General features: G+C 51.5%; 18 protein-coding genes. 12 read left to right on the top strand and 6 right to left on the bottom strand.

The genetic code is table 11. The features are described from left to right. Positions 1-360 precede the first annotated feature (360 nt). From G367_RS26305 to infA, 5 genes are all read left to right on the top strand, one after another. Positions 361-567 carry a hypothetical protein gene (locus G367_RS26305; protein WP_157533713.1) on the top strand — a complete coding sequence of 69 codons (207 nt, stop codon included), beginning with the start codon at positions 361-363 and terminating at the stop codon, positions 565-567. A gap of 500 nt (positions 568-1,067) precedes the next feature. After that, positions 1,068-2,012 (top strand): thioredoxin-disulfide reductase, encoded by a 945-nt coding sequence (gene trxB / locus G367_RS0121650; RefSeq protein WP_020415265.1) that lies wholly within the window; start codon positions 1,068-1,070, stop codon positions 2,010-2,012. Between the two features lie 68 nt (positions 2,013-2,080). After that, positions 2,081-2,800, top strand: coding sequence for a leucyl/phenylalanyl-tRNA--protein transferase (aat, locus tag G367_RS0121645; RefSeq protein WP_020415264.1), 720 nt, complete (start codon positions 2,081-2,083; stop codon positions 2,798-2,800). Beyond that, positions 2,793-3,512: an arginyltransferase gene (locus G367_RS0121640; protein WP_020415263.1), complete on the top strand. Its 720-nt coding sequence runs from the start codon at positions 2,793-2,795 to the stop codon at positions 3,510-3,512. Before aat ends, G367_RS0121640 begins: the two co-directional genes overlap by 8 nt. A 127-nt stretch (positions 3,513-3,639) precedes the next feature. Next, positions 3,640-3,858, top strand: coding sequence for a translation initiation factor IF-1 (infA, locus tag G367_RS0121635; RefSeq protein ID WP_010130378.1), 219 nt, complete (start codon positions 3,640-3,642; stop codon positions 3,856-3,858). A gap of 94 nt (positions 3,859-3,952) precedes the next feature. On the opposite strand, the gene clpA is transcribed toward infA, so the two are convergent. Both clpA and clpS read right to left on the bottom strand, forming a co-directional pair. Next, a complete protein-coding gene (clpA, locus tag G367_RS0121630; protein WP_020415262.1) occupies positions 3,953-6,232 on the bottom strand; it encodes an ATP-dependent Clp protease ATP-binding subunit ClpA in 2,280 nt (759 codons plus the stop codon). 134 nt (positions 6,233-6,366) lie between these two features. After that, on the bottom strand, positions 6,367-6,747 hold the full coding sequence (gene clpS, locus G367_RS0121625) for an ATP-dependent Clp protease adapter ClpS (RefSeq protein ID WP_020415261.1): 381 nt from the start codon (positions 6,745-6,747) through the stop codon (positions 6,367-6,369). 280 nt (positions 6,748-7,027) lie between these two features. On the opposite strand from clpS, the gene cspD reads away from it, so the two are divergent. Continuing rightward, positions 7,028-7,330, top strand: a complete 303-nt coding sequence (gene cspD, locus G367_RS0121620) for a cold shock domain-containing protein CspD (RefSeq protein ID WP_020415260.1) — start codon at positions 7,028-7,030, stop codon at positions 7,328-7,330. A 107-nt stretch (positions 7,331-7,437) separates the two neighbouring features. On the opposite strand, the gene icd is transcribed toward cspD, so the two are convergent. Then, the gene (gene icd, locus G367_RS0121615) at positions 7,438-8,688 is read right to left on the bottom strand and encodes an NADP-dependent isocitrate dehydrogenase (protein ID WP_020415259.1); all 1,251 of its coding nucleotides are present in this window, start codon (positions 8,686-8,688) and stop codon (positions 7,438-7,440) included. Between the two features lie 149 nt (positions 8,689-8,837). On the opposite strand from icd, the gene G367_RS0121610 reads away from it, so the two are divergent. From G367_RS0121610 to G367_RS0121585, 6 genes are all read left to right on the top strand, one after another. Next, on the top strand, positions 8,838-9,440 hold the full coding sequence (locus G367_RS0121610) for a pseudouridine synthase (RefSeq protein WP_020415258.1): 603 nt from the start codon (positions 8,838-8,840) through the stop codon (positions 9,438-9,440). 97 nt (positions 9,441-9,537) lie between these two features. Next, positions 9,538-10,683, top strand: coding sequence for a tRNA 2-thiouridine(34) synthase MnmA (gene mnmA / locus G367_RS0121605; RefSeq protein ID WP_020415257.1), 1,146 nt, complete (start codon positions 9,538-9,540; stop codon positions 10,681-10,683). Positions 10,684-10,692: 9 nt separating this feature from the next. Then, on the top strand, positions 10,693-11,328 hold the full coding sequence (gene hflD, locus G367_RS0121600; RefSeq protein ID WP_020415256.1) for a high frequency lysogenization protein HflD: 636 nt from the start codon (positions 10,693-10,695) through the stop codon (positions 11,326-11,328). A 15-nt stretch (positions 11,329-11,343) separates the two neighbouring features. After that, a complete protein-coding gene (purB, locus tag G367_RS0121595) occupies positions 11,344-12,717 on the top strand; it encodes an adenylosuccinate lyase (RefSeq protein WP_020415255.1) in 1,374 nt (457 codons plus the stop codon). Between the two features lie 129 nt (positions 12,718-12,846). Beyond that, the gene (locus G367_RS0121590) at positions 12,847-14,001 is read left to right on the top strand and encodes a cupin domain-containing protein (RefSeq protein WP_020415254.1); all 1,155 of its coding nucleotides are present in this window, start codon (positions 12,847-12,849) and stop codon (positions 13,999-14,001) included. 1 nt (position 14,002) lies between these two features. Then, complete coding sequence (locus G367_RS0121585) at positions 14,003-14,443, top strand: GNAT family N-acetyltransferase (protein WP_020415253.1); 441 nt, start codon at positions 14,003-14,005, stop codon at positions 14,441-14,443. A 38-nt stretch (positions 14,444-14,481) separates the two neighbouring features. On the opposite strand, the gene G367_RS25410 is transcribed toward G367_RS0121585, so the two are convergent. The 3 genes from G367_RS25410 to G367_RS24625 all read right to left on the bottom strand — a co-directional run bounded on the left by G367_RS25410 (position 14,482) and on the right by G367_RS24625 (position 17,046). After that, on the bottom strand, positions 14,482-15,090 hold the full coding sequence (locus G367_RS25410; protein WP_083922847.1) for a TMEM175 family protein: 609 nt from the start codon (positions 15,088-15,090) through the stop codon (positions 14,482-14,484). Positions 15,091-15,541: 451 nt separating this feature from the next. Beyond that, the gene (locus tag G367_RS0121575) at positions 15,542-16,162 is read right to left on the bottom strand and encodes a flavodoxin family protein (RefSeq protein WP_020415251.1); all 621 of its coding nucleotides are present in this window, start codon (positions 16,160-16,162) and stop codon (positions 15,542-15,544) included. Beyond that, a complete protein-coding gene (locus G367_RS24625) occupies positions 16,159-17,046 on the bottom strand; it encodes an arylamine N-acetyltransferase family protein (RefSeq protein ID WP_020415250.1) in 888 nt (295 codons plus the stop codon). The genes G367_RS0121575 and G367_RS24625 overlap by 4 nt, the downstream gene beginning before the upstream one ends. Positions 17,047-17,155: the final 109 nt, after the last annotated feature.

The raw sequence follows: 17,155 nt of genomic DNA, 5'->3' as shown, positions 1-17,155 counted from the left end.
GGTTTTCGGCCAATTCAGCACCCACTATGGCTTCCATACTAAAACGATAGACAGTACAGAAACTTGTACTACTTCATCAAAGCCAGCACTCTTGAAGTGCCATAGCAACTGATTCTCTCAGAGAAATTAGCAATCAAACGCCTGGGACTCACAATGAACTGGCATGCTGAATTTTTGTACAAAATCTATAAAAGCAGCCTGCAGAATGCCAGTACCAGGCAATAACCCCCAAACTATGAGCCGTCCTCCAGGCTTCAATCTCAATAAGCCCCCTGAATGACTATTGGCTGATCAACACTAATCACCTAGTGCAAGCCCATTTTGTGCACCACCGCATCAAAATATTCCTTTTGGAGGGCAATGCCTGGCGTCTTTAACGAAGACTTCAACACTTCCGGGGAAATCTTTGTGGCGCCAAGAACATCCACAGTGCAGACATTGTACCCATCCGCAACAATATCGCACCTGGCTTTAAGGCTGAGCGATACGATCTCCGCCAAGTCCGGTGGTCGTGCTGGCTTGCACGATGGTGTCCACAGGGCTTCAAAACAAAAAGTGGCCGGATAGAAAAAACGTCATCCACTATCTCTCACTGATGCGAAGGTCTGGACTGCCTCATTCAAACTGAAATAAGGGCGGGGTGCCCTATCCTGCTGCTGACAGTCTCAGGCCCCCACCTGCCCCTACCTAAAATCCAAGGGCAACATCTGAACCAATATAAAACTGGCTGGCGCCTAACCTTTAGGCACAACCTTGTTCCGTTCCAAGAATTAACCTTGATTAAATATAATTTCATATATATCAATGAATTAGCTTATCTTGCTAAGGTAATTTATTCATATGATCTGTCATCATTTAACCACTGTCGGGGGAGCCTCTGTCACACACCTCTCTCACAGATAGCACTTTCCAATGGAACAAATTAAGGCAAACTATTTCGCCCATTTGTAACTATCGCCTATTATATCCGCCAACTTGATAGTCTCGGCTGATCAAAAAGTAGCCAGACTTGTGAAACCCGGTTCGCCGGGGAAACTTTGCACACCGACAGTCTTAAAGAGAATTTCATGAGCAACAATCATCATCGACTGATCATTCTCGGCTCGGGCCCCGCAGGCTACACTGCCGCCATTTACGCTGCCCGCGCTAACCTGAATCCTGTAGTTATCACCGGTATGCAGCAAGGTGGGCAGCTGACCACCACAACCGAAGTTGAAAACTGGCCGGGCGGCATCCCTGATCTGCAGGGCCCAGATTTGATGGTACAAATGCAGCAACACGCAGAGCGTTTCGACACCCAGGTCATTTTCGATCACATTGAATCTGTTGACCTCAACCAGCGCCCATTCACCCTCAAGGGCAATGAGACTTACACTTGTGACTCACTGATCATCGCTACTGGCGCCTCAGCCCAGTACTTAGGTCTTCCGTCCGAGGAAGCCTTTCAGGGGCGCGGTGTGAGCGCCTGTGCAACTTGCGATGGTTTCTTCTACCGCGATCAAAAAGTAGCAGTTGTAGGTGGTGGTAACACCGCCGTTGAAGAGGCGCTTTACCTGTCCAATATCGCCAGTGAAGTAACCCTGATTCACCGCCGCAATGAACTGCGTGCGGAGAAAATTCTGCAGGACCGCCTGATGGAAAAAGTGGAAAACGGCAACATCAAGGTTTGCTGGCACCACACTCTGGACGAGGTTTTGGGCGATGACAACGGCGTAACGGGACTGCGGGTTCGTAGCACCCAGGACGACTCCACCAAAGAGCTGGATGTGTCCGGTGTATTTATCGCCATTGGCCATAAGCCAAATACCGGCATCTTTGAAGGTCAGCTGGAAATGAATGGTGGCTATATCATCGTTCAAAGCGGCCTGGAGGGTAATGCCACCCAAACATCCATTCCCGGCGTATTTGCAGCCGGTGACGTCTCTGATCATATCTACCGTCAGGCTGTAACTTCTGCCGGCACCGGCTGTATGGCGGCCCTGGACGCCGAGCGCTTCCTGGACGCCCAGTAACACCCTCCCACTCCGGGTGGAATCTCTCCGCCCGGACCCCCGCCATCTCCTCGGACAGGAGTCAGCTTGTGGCAAGGAATACCCAAAGCCGCTTGATATGGCTCGATGAAAACCATATCGACTTCCCCCCTACTAGAGCGGCATTGGATGATCCCAACGGTTTGCTCGCAGTTGGCGGTGACCTATCACCAGACTGGCTGCTCGCAGCGTACCGACGCGGGATATTCCCCTGGTACTCCGACGAGCAACCCATTCTCTGGTGGAGCCCCTCACCACGCTGTGTAGTTATTCCCCACGACTTTAAGATCGGGCGAAGCCTTCGCAAAGTACTGCGCCGCGGAGCCTTTCAGGTTACATTTGACCAGGCATTCGAGGAGGTCATCGATGCCTGCCGCGCGCCCAGGTCCGGCGAAGATGGCACCTGGATCACTGATGAGATGTGCCAGGCCTACGTAGATATGCATCATCTCGGCCATGCCCACTCTGTAGAGGTGTGGCGAGAGGGCAAGCTTGCTGGAGGACTCTATGGACTGGCCATTGGCAAAGTGTTCTTTGGCGAGTCGATGTTTCACAGAGAAACAGACGCTTCCAAAGTCGCTTTTGTCCACCTCATTCGGCAATTAGAATTGTGGGGCTGCCCGCTCGTCGACTGCCAGGTTAGTAACCCGCACCTGACCAGCCTGGGGGCCATTGAATTGTGCCGTAGGGATTTCGAACAATTGCTGGAAAGCGGAATTAGACAGCCCGCATTTCCACAGCCTTGGAAGCTTTGTTGGACTTATGGGTAAATATTCGCAACTGGATTCTGTACGCTTGCTGGCCACGCTGCCCCACCCCTGCGGCTACCTGCCGGACCGGGAGGCCACCACGGTATTTGTGGACCCCCAGACAGAGGTGGACCAACGCCTGTACAACCGTCTGTCCGAGCTGGGTTTCCGCCGCAGTGGCGCCTACCTATACCGCCCACAATGTGCCACATGTAGGGCTTGCATTCCGGCAAGGGTGCCGGTGAACCTGTTTGTACCAGATCGCAACCAGCGCCGCTGCTGGAAACGCAATCGAGACCTGGATATCTTCCACATCGAGTCTATTGATACTGACGAGCACTACGAGTTGTATGCTCGCTACATTGAGCAACGCCATGCCGACGGAGAGATGTATCCACCCAGCCGGGAGCAATACCGAAGTTTCCTGAGCCAGGCTTGGGGAGCCACCCGCTATATTGAGTTGCGCGCTAGAGGCAAGCTGGTTGCAGTAGCTGTTACTGACCTGCTCACTGCTGGCCTCTCTGCCATCTATACTTTCTTCGACCCGGATGAGGACAAGCGCAGCTTGGGCAGTTACTGCATTCTCTACCAGATTGAATGGGCCAGGCGACTCGGACTCCCCAATCTCTACCTGGGTTACTGGATAGAGCAGTGCCACAAAATGGCCTACAAAAGCCAGTTTCGACCGATTGAAATGCTTAAGGAAAACCGCTGGAGCCTGAAGTCTCTCTAAAGCACTAGCACACGCCCTTTGCTCTATTCAGCCTTTTCGTGCAAAATGCTCGCCCGTCAAGCCGCGGCTAGGCCAAAGCGCCACCGGGGTAAATGGTCTGATCAAGTTATTTGAAGGTTGCTGCCGCATGGCAAAAGACGATTATATTGAAATGGAAGGCGAGGTGATTGACACCCTGCCAAATACCACTTTCCGCGTAAAGCTGGAAAACGGACACGTGGTAATTGCGCACATCTCTGGAAAAATGCGCAAAAACTACATTCGTATCCTCACTGGCGATAAGGTCAAGGTGGAACTCACCCCTTACGACCTGAGCAAGGGCCGCATTACTTACCGCGCCCGTTAAACTGCTCGCCTGGGGAAGTGCCTTACGGGCCGCTTGTCCAGACAAAAAAAAAGCCACCGCAAGGTGGCTTTTTTCGGTTGAACCTGACGTAAAGTCAGGCTGGAACCGCAGTTTTTATCGCCAGCTCATCACCCTCGATAGTGACCGCAACACGCCCACCCTCTTCTGCCAATTCACCGAACAACACAGCTTCGGCCAGGGGCTTGCGCAGCTTGTCACGAATCAGGCGCGACATTGGACGCGCACCCATTTTTTCATCATAACCACGAATTGCCAGCCACTCGCGGGCCTCATCATCTACAGCCAAGGTTACGCGGGAATCATCAAGTTGCGCCTGCAGCTCAACAATAAACTTGTCCACCACCGTCTTCACCACATCCAGCGGCAATGACCCGAACTGGATAATGCTATCCAAGCGATTGCGGAATTCCGGCGTGAACATTTTCTTGATCTCCTCCATGCCGTCGGTGGAGTGATCCTGATTTGAAAAGCCAATAGAACGCCGACTCATCAGCTCAGCACCTGCATTGGTGGTCATGATGAGAATAACATTGCGGAAATCAGCCTTGCGGCCGTTATTGTCAGTCAGAGTACCGTGATCCATCACCTGCAATAACAGGTTAAACACCTCTGGATGTGCTTTCTCAATTTCATCCAGTAACACAACACTGTGGGGATGCTTGGTCACAGAATCAGTCAGCAGTCCGCCCTGATCAAAACCGACATAGCCCGGCGGAGCACCAATCAGACGGGAAACCGTATGGCGCTCCATATACTCGGACATATCGAAACGAATCAACTCGATTCCCATCACTTTAGCCAACTGGCGACACAGCTCAGTCTTCCCGACACCGGTTGGGCCAGAGAAGAGGAAGGAACCTATGGGCTTCTCCTCCGCACCGAGACCCGCCCTGCTAAGCTTGATCGCCGTACTCAGCGCCTCAATGGCACTATCCTGGCCAAACACAACCATCTTCAGGTTGTCGTCCAATTTGGATAACTGTTCCTTATCCGATGCCGATACGCTCTTGGCTGGAATCCGGGCCATTTTCGCAATCACGGACTCAATTTCACCAACTCCAATTACTTCCTTCCGAGTCTCCGCAGGTAGCAGGGATTGGTAGGCGCCGGCCTCATCAATAACGTCAATTGCTTTATCCGGCAGGAATCGCTCGGTGATATGGCGACTGGAAAGCTGTGCCGCGGCATCCAGGGCCGCATCGGTAAAACGCACCTTGTGGTGGTCTTCGAAACAACTCCGTAACCCCTGCAGGATTTGGATGGTTTCTTCAACCGAAGGCTCACTGACATCAATTTTCTGGAAGCGCCTGGAAAGTGCCCGATCTTTTTCGAAAATCCCACGGTACTCAGTAAATGTCGTTGAGCCTATACAGCGCAGCTGGCCACTGGAAAGCAGTGGCTTAAGCAGATTGGAGGCATCCATCACTCCACCGGAAGCCGCACCCGCACCGATAATCGTGTGAATTTCGTCAATAAACAGTACTGCGTGCTCGCGCTTTTTTAATTCAGCCAACAATGCTTTAAAGCGCTTTTCAAAATCTCCCCGGTATTTTGTCCCGGCCAGAAGGGAGCCAAGATCAAGGGAATAAATAGTGCTGTCTTTGAGCGGTTCAGGAATATCTTCGTCCACTATACGGCGAGCAAGCCCCTCAGCAATGGCGGTCTTACCAACACCAGACTCACCAACAAGCAGCGGATTGTTTTTGCGGCGCCTGGCCAGAACCTGGGTTACCCGTTCCACTTCGGGCCCACGCCCTACCAGGGGGTCAATGCGGCCGAGGATAGCCTCTTGGTTCAGGTTGGTCGCATAACTTTCCAGTGGATCGGAGCCACCTGGCTCTGCACCCCCGCTGATCTCTTCATCAACCTGTTCAGGCGTCGTATCGGAGCCATGGTGGTGATTATTACCACTGGATCCTACGCGGGAAATGCCATGGGTGATGTAATTCACCACATCAATACGAGCAACACTCTGCTGTTTCAGATAGTAAACAGCCTGACTTTCCTGCTCACAAAAAATAGCAACGAGGACATTAGCCCCTGTGACTTCCTTTTTACCGGATGACTGGACATGGAAAACGGCCCTTTGCAGGACCCTCTGGAACCCGAGTGTGGGCTGAGTCTCACGGTCTGTATCAGCCTCTGGGATTAATGGCGTTGTGGAGTCTACGAACTCCAGCAACTCACGTCGCAACGCGCTTAGATCGGCTCCACAGGCATGCAACACATCAGCCGCAGATTCATTGTCCAAAAGCGCCAGCAATAGGTGCTCTACGGTCATGAATTCGTGCCGTTTAGCGCGCGCACCCTTGAACGCCAGATTAAGCGTTACCTCTAAGTCCTTGCTGAGCATCTAAACCTCAAACCCTAATCGCCAATATTTCCCGCCGACTCCGCTGGTAGGCGCGCACCCTTTGCCGGCGTCTATATCCTGGCTGATTCCCTTCAGGTGACGGGACCCTTGTTTAAAAGCAGCTCTATTCAAGATCAATCTTCTTTACTTTCATCCGCCTCAATTTCGCATAACAGGGGGTGCTCATTCTCCTGGGCGAATTGATTGACCTGCGCGGCCTTTGTCTCCGCTATATCCCGAGTATAGACACCGCACACTGCTTTTCCCCGCGTGTGTACTTGCAGCATCAACTGCGTGGCGCGCTCCCGGTTGACTGAAAAAAACAGTTCCAAAGTCTCTACAACAAAGTCCATGGGGGTGTAGTCATCGTTGAGCATAATGACCTTATACATGGGAGGCTGCTTTAACTTGGGTGGCGCCTCCTCCAGTGCAAGCCCGCCATCGGAATCCTCCAAGTCGTAACTGTCTCCCTCTGACATATCGGAGCTTAGTGTAATGATCTGCGGAATACTCATAACAATTATCAATGAATTTTTTAAAGCCTCGATGTTGCAACCTGCGCAACCATCAACAACCTGCCATTGTAACCTTATTTGACCAACGACACAGAGACATCACAGAGTCCACCTGCGTTTCTTGACATTCCCATACCAGTTGACTACAAGAGTTAGTGCCTGCACGTTCACAGCCGTTAATCGCAGATAGGATCGCAGTCGATTAATCCGCAGGTCAAATAAATATAAAAACTCTGTAAGGTGGCCAACTGGTCACTCAGGCAATTAGAGGGAATTCGTTATGCCTACCGGTACCGTGAAGTGGTTCAACAACGCAAAGGGATATGGGTTTATTCTTGCAGATGAAGGAGGGGAGGATCTGTTCGCGCACTATTCCGCCATTCAGATGGAAGGCTACCGAACCCTGAAAGCTGGTCAGCAAGTCACCTTTGATATCGTCAGGGGCGATAAAGGCTACCACGCCGCCAATATTTCTACTGTGCCCTCGGGCGATATGCCCACTGCCAGCAAACCTTCCATTCCAAACTCCGAACCGGCCTATGCCGAGAGCGCGAGAGAAAAGGAAGCGGAGGCTCTCGACTAGCCTTATTGCGGCAAGTTCGCACGCAAAAAAAGGCCCTTCACTGCACAGTGAAGGGCCTTTTTACTATCGGAACTGAGCCTCAAAGCCCGGCATCCAATTTGGCACCTTTATGCCATGTGCTTGATAACTTCGTCACCAAACGCAGAACAGGACTTCAGCTCAGCACCGTCCATCAGACGCTCGAAATCGTAGGTTACAGTTTTGGCTTCGATAGCACCTTCCATGCCCTTGATTACCAGGTCAGCAGCTTCGTTCCAGCCCAGGTGACGCAGCATCATCTCAGCGGAAAGAATCAGGGAGCCCGGGTTAACTTTATCCTGGCCAGCGTACTTGGGCGCAGTACCGTGAGTCGCTTCGAACAGGGCAACGTCGTCGGACAGGTTTGCGCCCGGAGCGATACCAATACCACCAACCTGTGCAGCCAGTGCGTCAGACAGGTAGTCACCGTTCAGGTTCAGGGTAGCAATTACGTCGTACTCCGCCGGACGCAGCAGGATCTGCTGCAGCATAGCGTCAGCAATTACGTCCTTAACAACGATTTCCTTGCCAGTCTTCGGGTTCTTGAAGCTGTGCCAGGGGCCGCCGTCCAGCGGCTGAGCGCCAAACTCGTCGCGAGCCAGCTCGTAACCCCAATCAGCGAAGGCACCTTCGGTGAACTTCATGATGTTGCCTTTGTGTACCAGGGTTACAGAATCGCGATCCTGGTCGACAGCGTACTGGATAGCCTTGCGCACGAGACGCTTGGTACCTTCTGCAGAAACCGGCTTAACACCGATACCACAGTTCTCAGGGAAACGGATCTTCTTAACACCCATCTCGTCCTGCAGGAACTTGATAACTTTCTTAGCTTCGTCAGTGTCGGCTTTCCACTCGATACCAGCGTAGATATCTTCGGAGTTTTCACGGAAGATAACCATGTCTACCTTGTTCGGCTCTTTAACCGGAGAAGGTACACCGCTGAACCAGCGCACCGGGCGCTGACATACGTACAGATCCAGCTCCTGACGCAGGGCAACGTTCAGGGAACGGAAGCCTCCACCTACTGGAGTGGTCAGAGGGCCTTTAATGCTAACAACGTAGTCTTTGATCGCTTCGAGGGTTTCAGCCGGGAACCAGTCGCCAGCGTAAGTCTCTGCCGCTTTCTCACCGCAGTAGATTTCCATCCACTCGATTTTCTTTTCGCCGCCGAAAGCTTTTTCTACAGACGCGTCGATCACCTTGCGCATTACCGGGGTGATATCCACACCGATGCCGTCACCCTCGATGAAAGGAATAACCGGGCGATTCGGAACATTCAGCGAACCGTCGGAATTGACTGTAACTTTTTCGCCGTCTGCCGGCACTTGGATATGACCCATATTGCGTAAACTCCCAAAATTCTATGACTTTTTAGGTCCAGCGTTGCTTGCACCGCTCCCCCGGGACCATTGGGCGGGGATAAAAAACGGCGGGATTATAGCAGCCTCGGTTAATTTTTGTAGTTGGATTACAATACTCAATTTTTCTTATGGCAAAGATTATTCTCCTCAACAAGCCTTTTGGCGTATTAAGCCAATTTACAGATGATCAGGATCGCGCCACTCTGGCTAACTATATCCAGCACAAGGGATTCTATGCGGCGGGCCGCCTGGACTACGATTCTGAAGGTTTACTACTGCTGACTGATGATGGAGCGCTACAACATCAAATCAGCCACCCCAAGCGGAAGATGCCCAAGACCTATTGGGCCCAGGTGGAGGGTGAAATTACTGATGATGCTCTTTATATGCTCAGGCAAGGGGTAGACCTGAAGGATGGCCGAACCGCACCGGCCAAGGCCAGGCGCCTGCCTGATATGGAGCCCTGGCCCCGCACACCGCCAATTCGCGAACGCAAGTCGATTCCAACCAGCTGGCTGGAGCTGACTATTTCCGAGGGGCGGAATCGCCAGGTAAGGCGGATGACTGCAGCGGTCGGCTTCCCTACCCTGCGGCTAATCCGGGTGGCGATAGGCAGCTGGAAGCTCGACTCATTAAAGCCTGGCGAGTATCGAACAGAAGAGGTTTTTGGCGCCCCCAAACCCCGAACAAAACCAGCACTCAACCGCAATCGACCTCGCCGAAAGCGATAATCTATAACGGAAGATCAAAGCGGTCTTGGTCAAATGGGGCGTTCGCAGGTAAAATTCGCCCCCCTTTCATGCCAGTGAAGTAGTGACTGTTCTTCTTATGCCTGATTCCACCCTCAACAAACAGCCAAAGCGCATCATCGTCGGTATGTCCGGCGGTGTGGATTCCTCTGTAGCCGCACACCTGCTGATCCAGCAGGGCTACCAGGTGGAAGGCCTGTTCATGAAAAACTGGGATGAAGATGACGGCACAGAATACTGCACCGCCAAGGCAGACCTGGCGGATGCCCAGGCAGTCTGTGAAAAGCTTGGTATCAAATTACATACCGCTAACTTTGCCGCAGAGTACTGGGACCATGTATTCGAATATTTCCTGGCAGAGTATAAAGAAGGACGCACCCCCAACCCGGATATCCTTTGTAACCGGGAGATCAAATTTAAGGTTTTCCTTGAATATGCCGAGGTTCTCGGGGCTGATGCGATTGCTACCGGGCACTACACTCGCCGCCGTGATATAGATGGCCGCACCTATCTACTCAAAGGACTCGATGGCAATAAGGATCAAAGCTATTTCCTGCACGCCGTTGGAGAAGAAGAGTTTGCCCGCTCCCTTTTTCCGCTGGGGGAGCTGGAGAAACCGGAAGTCCGACGTATTGCCGAGGAAAATGGCTTAATTACTCACAATAAAAAGGACAGCACCGGTATCTGTTTTATCGGTGAGCGTCGCTTCAAGGACTTTCTTGAGCAATATCTGCCCGCACAACCCGGGGATATGGAAACGCCGGAAGGTGAAACAATGGGGCGTCATGCGGGCCTGATGTACCACACCATTGGCCAGCGCCAAGGCCTGGGTATCGGCGGCGTAAAAGGCGCCGGTGAAGAACCCTGGTATGTTGTGGGTAAGGACCTGGAGCGCAATGTATTAATTGTCGCACAAGGCGCACATCATCCCCTGCTATACGCAACTGGCTTAGAGGCTAGCCAGACGCACTGGATTAACGCAGCCGCACCAGGTGAAACATTCCGCTGCCAGGCTAAAACCCGCTACCGCCAACCAGACCAGGACTGCACAGTGCATGTACAGGAAAATGGGAGCTTGGTCGTAGCGTTTGATGAGCCACAGCGTGCCATCACGCCAGGTCAATCCCTGGTACTGTATGATGGCGAGGTTTGCCTCGGTGGCGCGGTTATTGAGCGAGCCACAGGCATCGGCTCCGCCATACCGGAAAAATACAAGAAGCACTAAGGAGCAATTTTGAATAACTGGCGGGATCAGGCATTGGCACTGGCCGGAATTTTTCAATCCGCAACTCTGGTGGAGCGCCTTGCCAAAACTGGCACGGCGCCCCAGGCGCAACTGGAAACGGGGGTGTACAGCCTCTTCCAGATTAACCCCGACCGCACTGAGGATATTTTTGCAGGGGCAAAGCACCTGCTGCCCGGCCTTAAGGTCTCCAAACAAATATTGCAGTCCCGGCAACATCCCGAGTACACAGATTGCCTGCGCTACACACTCTCCGTCCTCTACTTGCAACGACAATTGAGCAAGAAAAAGGACCTGCTTTCCGTTATCGGCAGCCGCCTGGAGAAAGCCAAGGGTCAAGCCGAACACTTTTCACTGACTCACGAAAATATCTTTTCCAATCTGGCCAGCACCTATAGTGACACCCTCGGCACCTTCCGCTTTCGTATTCAGGTTCTCGGCGATTTTAACTACCTGCAACAGCAACGTATCGCCAATCAAATTCGCTCAATGCTGTTTGCCGGTGTTCGCTCGGCGACACTATGGCGACAGCTGGGTGGGCGTCGCCTACACCTGTTGTTCCAACGCAAAAAGCTTTTGCGTGCGACCGACGAATGGATCGCACATATCGAATCTATAGAACACTAATCCCGGAGATTTACTATGACAGTTGAGCTTTCCGCACTCACAGCGGTATCCCCTATTGATGGTCGCTACGAGAGCAAGACTGCCCCCCTGCGTGAAATTTTCAGTGAATACGGCCTGATCCGCGCCCGCGTTGAAGTGGAAGTACGCTGGCTGCAAAAACTTTCCGCACATAAGGAGATCGCCGAAGTTGAGCAGTTTGACGAAGCTGCCAACAAGCTGCTCGATAGCATTGTGGCCGACTTCTCCCTGGAAGATGCTGAACGCATCAAGGAAATCGAGCGCACCACCAACCACGATGTAAAAGCGGTTGAATACTTCCTCAAGGATAAAATCAGCAGCAATGCCCAGCTGGCAACAGTGAGCGAATTCGTACACTTTGCCTGCACCTCTGAGGACATCAACAACCTGTCCCACGCCCTGATGCTTCGCGCAGGTCGCGACAACGTCATGTTGCCTGCGATGGAAGCCCTGATTGACGCTATCGTAGACCTGGCCCAGGACTTTGCCGACGTACCCATGCTGTCCCGTACTCACGGCCAGACAGCCAGCCCATCTACTGTTGGTAAAGAACTTGCCAACGTGGCCGCGCGCCTGCGCCGCCAGGTAGCACAGATTAAAGCAGTACCGCTACTGGGTAAAATTAACGGCGCGGTAGGTAATTACAACGCTCACCTGTCCGCCTATCCCAATATTGATTGGGAGCAAAATGCTGAAGAATTCATTTCTTCCCTGGGCCTTACCTGGAACCCCTACACCACCCAGATCGAGCCCCACGACTACATTGCTGAGCTGTTCGACGCTGTTGCCCGCTTTAACACCATCCTGATCGATTTTGACCGCGATGTGTGGGGCTATATCTCCCTGGGTTACTTCAAGCAAAAAGTCGTTGCCGGTGAAGTTGGCTCCTCCACCATGCCGCACAAAGTTAACCCCATTGACTTCGAAAACTCCGAAGGCAACCTGGGTATCGCCAACGCCGTATTCCAGCACCTGGCAGCCAAACTTCCAGTATCCCGCTGGCAGCGCGACCTGACAGACTCCACCGTGCTGCGCAATATGGGGGTGGGTGCGGGCTACTCCACCATTGCCTATGCCGCCACCATGAAAGGCCTGGGCAAACTGGAAATCAACCGCGAGCGCCTGGCGGAAGACCTGGATAATTCATGGGAAGTATTGGCAGAGCCGATCCAAACGGTTATGCGTCGCTACAACATTGAAGAGCCTTACGAGAAACTGAAGGCCCTCACCCGTGGCCAGGGCATCACCCGTGAAACCCTGAAAGTATTTATCGAGAACCTGGAGATTCCCGCGGAAGCCAAGAGCGACCTGCTGGAAATGACTCCGGCATCCTATATCGGTAACGCCGTGGAACAGGCTCGTAAAATTTAAACGAGTCCGGCTACCAGCCGCACCTGGTGCGGCTGGTCATCTTTTAAAAAATACAAAAGTACGCTGGATAGTTTCCGAGCCTCAGAATATCCAGACACAAACCCCAGCCTTCTGACAGTGAGAGTTACCGTGGCCAGCCCCCTTACCCACCTTGGCGACATGCCCATCGAAGTTTTTATGCGTGACTATTGGCAGCAGAAACCCCTGCTGATACGCAATGCTTTCGCCAATTTTGAGTCGCCCATTTCCGGGGAAGAACTCGCAGGTATGGCCCTGGAGGAAGCGGTCGAATCTCGCTTGGTATTGGAGAATGGCAAGAGCGGTCCCTGGGAGCTGCGCACAGGTCCATTCACTGAAGAAGATTTTCTTTCCCTCCCTAAAACCCACTGGACCCTGCTGGTACAAGCTGTCGATCAGTGGATGTCAGAAATTGCTGAACTGAAAGATTTCTTCCGCTTTATCCCCGACTGGCGCCTGGATGATGTGATGATCAGTTACGCCGCCGATAAGGGCAGCGTTGGTCCCCACTACGATCACTACGATGTGTTTCTTCTCCAGGCCGAAGGCAAGCGTTTGTGGCAACAAGGCCCCAAGGTGGATGAAAGCAATCCTCGCCTTGAAGGAACGTCCCTCAATATCCTGAAAGAATTCGAAGCAGAAAACAGCTGGGTACTAGAGCCCGGCGATATGCTTTACTTGCCGCCCCAATACAGCCACTGGGGAATAGCCGAAGGCGGATGCACCACAATTTCCATTGGTTTCCGCGCCCCTTCCGCCGCCGCGATCCTCGAAGATCTCGCCGCTGAAATCGCTATGGATTTACCGGACAGCCAGCGCTACACCGATGCCGGTGCTGAAGTGGCGAAAAACCCAGCGGAAATTGATCCCGCCTCTGTTGCCCGCCTGCAACAACAGCTCGGCGAGTGGCTGCAGCAACCGGAAAAAATCGCCCAGTGGTTTGGCGCGGTTATGACTGAAGCAAAATACCCGGACACAGTGGCATTGGATGCAGATGACGCAGTAGATTGGCGCGAGCAGATGCCCAAGGGAGTACAACTGGTATTAAACCCCGCCTCCCGCGCTGCCTTTTGCCGCGAACCAGCCACTTTGTTTGTTGATGGTGAGGCCTTCCCCTGCCCACTGGTATTTGCCGAACAGTTCGCTGACTCCCATGAAGTAACCTGGAATGATATCGAAGCTTTCCCGGAAATAGCCGAAGTCAGCGGCCTTCTCGATCAACTGGTTGCACAGGGCACATTGATCTATCCACCTGAGGACTTCTGAAATGGACACTCTCATTCGCCCAGCTGAATGGAATAGTGAAAGGGAGAGAATTCGGGCAATTCGAGAAGCCGTATTTGTGCGAGAACAAAATGTTCCCATGGAATTGGAGTGGGATGATCAAGAAGAAAGCGCACAACACTTCCTGGTTTTTCGTACAGGCATTCCAGTTGGCACTGGTCGGTTGACAACAGATGGTAAGATTGGCCGCATGGCGATTAGCAAAGCTGCCCGTGGCCTGGGACTCGGTGCTCAACTACTAATAGCAATCTGTAATCATGCTAAACAGCATGGTTATCGCAAAGTCTACCTTCACGCCCAACAACATGCCAAAGGCTTTTATGCTAAAGCTGGTTTTACAACGGAGGGGCCTGTTTTTTATGAAGCCGGAATCCCTCATATTAAAATGTTGCAAGAGTTCGGCTGCCCCTTACAAAAGAGTTAACCGTAGTATTACACTGTACAGGCCTTTCCCATCAGAGACTAATCAGCCTCGACAAAGACATAACGCTCCATTAGGTAAGCTAATGGAGCTATACCCACAACGTACGTTATCCAAAGCGCCAATCCCCAATAGGGATTAAAGATTGTTAAGAGACATGCCAAAATGCTGGTCAGCAACATGACCATGCTCACTAATAGCACCCTTTTCCCACTCACACTCGCTCTATTTGGAGCAATAAACCACATTCCTGCAATTGCCAGCGCAGCAACTGCGTAACTGATGGACAATAAAATTACCGACCAGGCTTGATCTGGATACTCTCCCAACAAAGCCGATGGAAAAGGAATAAAAGCAACCGCACCAAGTAATAGAAAGTTAAGGCTGGTAAAGCCCACAGACTTAGACTCATGATCAGCCATCAAGTGATTGTGGTTGAGCCATAAACGACAAAGGATTGCAACACTCAATAGCCAGGAAAATATATGAGGAATCTGTTGCTGCATTTTGGTTTGAAAATCCTCGCCCGGCTTAATATCTACCAAGTCAGGAATTTGAATGTTAAACACCAGCAGGGTCATGGCGATAGCAAAAACGCCATCACTGAGTGCATTGATACGACTAGACAAAAAGGACTTGTGTTGCATCATTTCTATCGCGCAAAGCTAGCTATTACTAAGTTAAGTCCAAACCCTTCTTTTAGCCGCTGCTAGCGCAAATAGTCGCCCTTTGTTCGCTATATAACTTCAACCTTACCTTCTGATTACCGAATACTCGGATTTTTAAATTAATTAGTTAAACAATATGATAACGACTTTGTAAGTGTATAGTTTTTACATTTACTGTTGGCTAAATATGCAGTCCCCAAGCTGTATTCAAAAGATAAAAGACTTGATGCTAATGCTATTGGTGGGTCAATCGATTCCCAGCCCTTTCGCTGCGGGAGAAGCATCCAGCAGCGAAAGGTTGCTGTTCACTTGCAATTGCATATGGCGCCACAGGTATTTACGAACCCTTCGCACTTGGTAGGTCGATAGATGAGTAACAAGTAGCCAAAATTCAAGCACTACTCCCAGGAGAAGACTGCCAAATTAATTGGCTCTAAACTCTCTCCACCTCCTCTCTTTGCAGGGTAGCGACCGTAGAAATACTGGCGGTATAATTTCCTCTAGAGACAACACGCCCGACCCGCTCTCCTAAATATACTGCAGTTAGCCGATCCAGCTCATGAATACCACCCCCACTCTCCTCTACGGCAATCAAACCCAACTGGCAACCACCTCGATTTCTCCCTTGTATATCCCGACTAGGTAAGATATCGAGAGGGACCCAGAGCATTCCCATTTGGGAGGAAAATATCTGCAGGGCCTGGATGGTATTAAGCTGATCTCCACTGTAGTTGCTGCCAATAGTAAAACCCGCAGCCAACTTGTCCGCCCATTTAAGCTCACTGTAACGATCACTGGCAGCATCTATAAATGACTTAAATTGCGCTGAAACATTCCCCATAAAAGTTGGCGAACCCAGCACAATCGCCTCACACTCGTCCAACTGAGCCATTATTCTTTGGTTATCGAAGCGCCCTGCCCGTATATGCTGTCCCTCAACAGCCAAGGCTACCCCCTCACACCCGGTTAGATTATTAACCCCCTTTACAACAGCTTCTGCGAGTGCCTTGGTAGTGCCGCAAACTGAATGGTAAACAACTCCCACCTTAATCATGAGGCTACTCTGCTGATTGTTGCACCGACGTTTTTTGTACCTTGATGGAAAGGCTGCCCCTGAAAAATACTGGCCAGCCTCCGATCAACTTCGGCACCTGTCGGCACCTCAATACCAAATACATCCAACAAAGTTTGGCGAAGCTCCTTAACATTGGCGAGCATTATTACGCTTTTGGGGCCAATAATCGGCTGGTAGCTCAATTGACGATTGATCAAAGCATGTCGCCCCTCGGAAAATGCCCGCGCTGCAATCAAGTGTTCTACAAAGCGGGATTCCCGGTGGGTGCAGCAATACCAATTGGCGATTTTATAATCACCAGCCGTACGGGGGCTCAAATCAAAGCTATACATAGCTTGCCAAACCCCCTCGACCTTTACCTGTAACAGGTAATCTCTATTATCTGTTCGGGTCAAACGATAAGTGCCGTGGGGAGTAGTCTGGAGATCTGTGGAATCCAAACGCATCGGCGCAGTGAGTGTATTACTGCCAAACCCTGCATCCAACAAGTAAGGGACTTCATCTACTTCTACCAACAGTATCATGTGTGATTGTGCAGGTTGATGTCCCACAGGGGTTTGCCAAAGGACACGCGCGGCAAGGCCGATAACTGCAAAGCCTATCTGCTGCAAAGCAGCGCGCAAGAGAGCATTCTGCTCGAAACAGTATCCCCCCCTCAAGTGGCGTACGAGCTTATCCTCGATAGCGGAAATTTCAATATCTACTGCCCCCCCTAAAAAAGATGTCACATTCTCAAAAGGAATTGTCCGCACATGATGGGATAAGAGACCCTTGAGCGTCGGTAAATCAACAGCAGGCATGCGGTTATAGCCGATACGCTCCAAGTAACCTCGCAAGTTGATTCTTTGTGTTTCTGCGGTCATTTGTCTCATTTCCTCTTTGCCAATCAATTTTGCAAAGTAGTTTAATACCTCAACTTTACTTTAGGTCAACACCGATTACCCAGCTTCTTGGTTACTGTGATATCGCCAA

This window comes from Microbulbifer variabilis ATCC 700307 (assembly GCF_000380565.1).
Classification (GTDB): Bacteria; Pseudomonadota; Gammaproteobacteria; order Pseudomonadales; family Cellvibrionaceae; genus Microbulbifer; species Microbulbifer variabilis.
The sequence above is the reverse complement of the archived record's forward strand: the minus strand, read 5'-3'. Positions and strand labels throughout refer to the sequence as shown.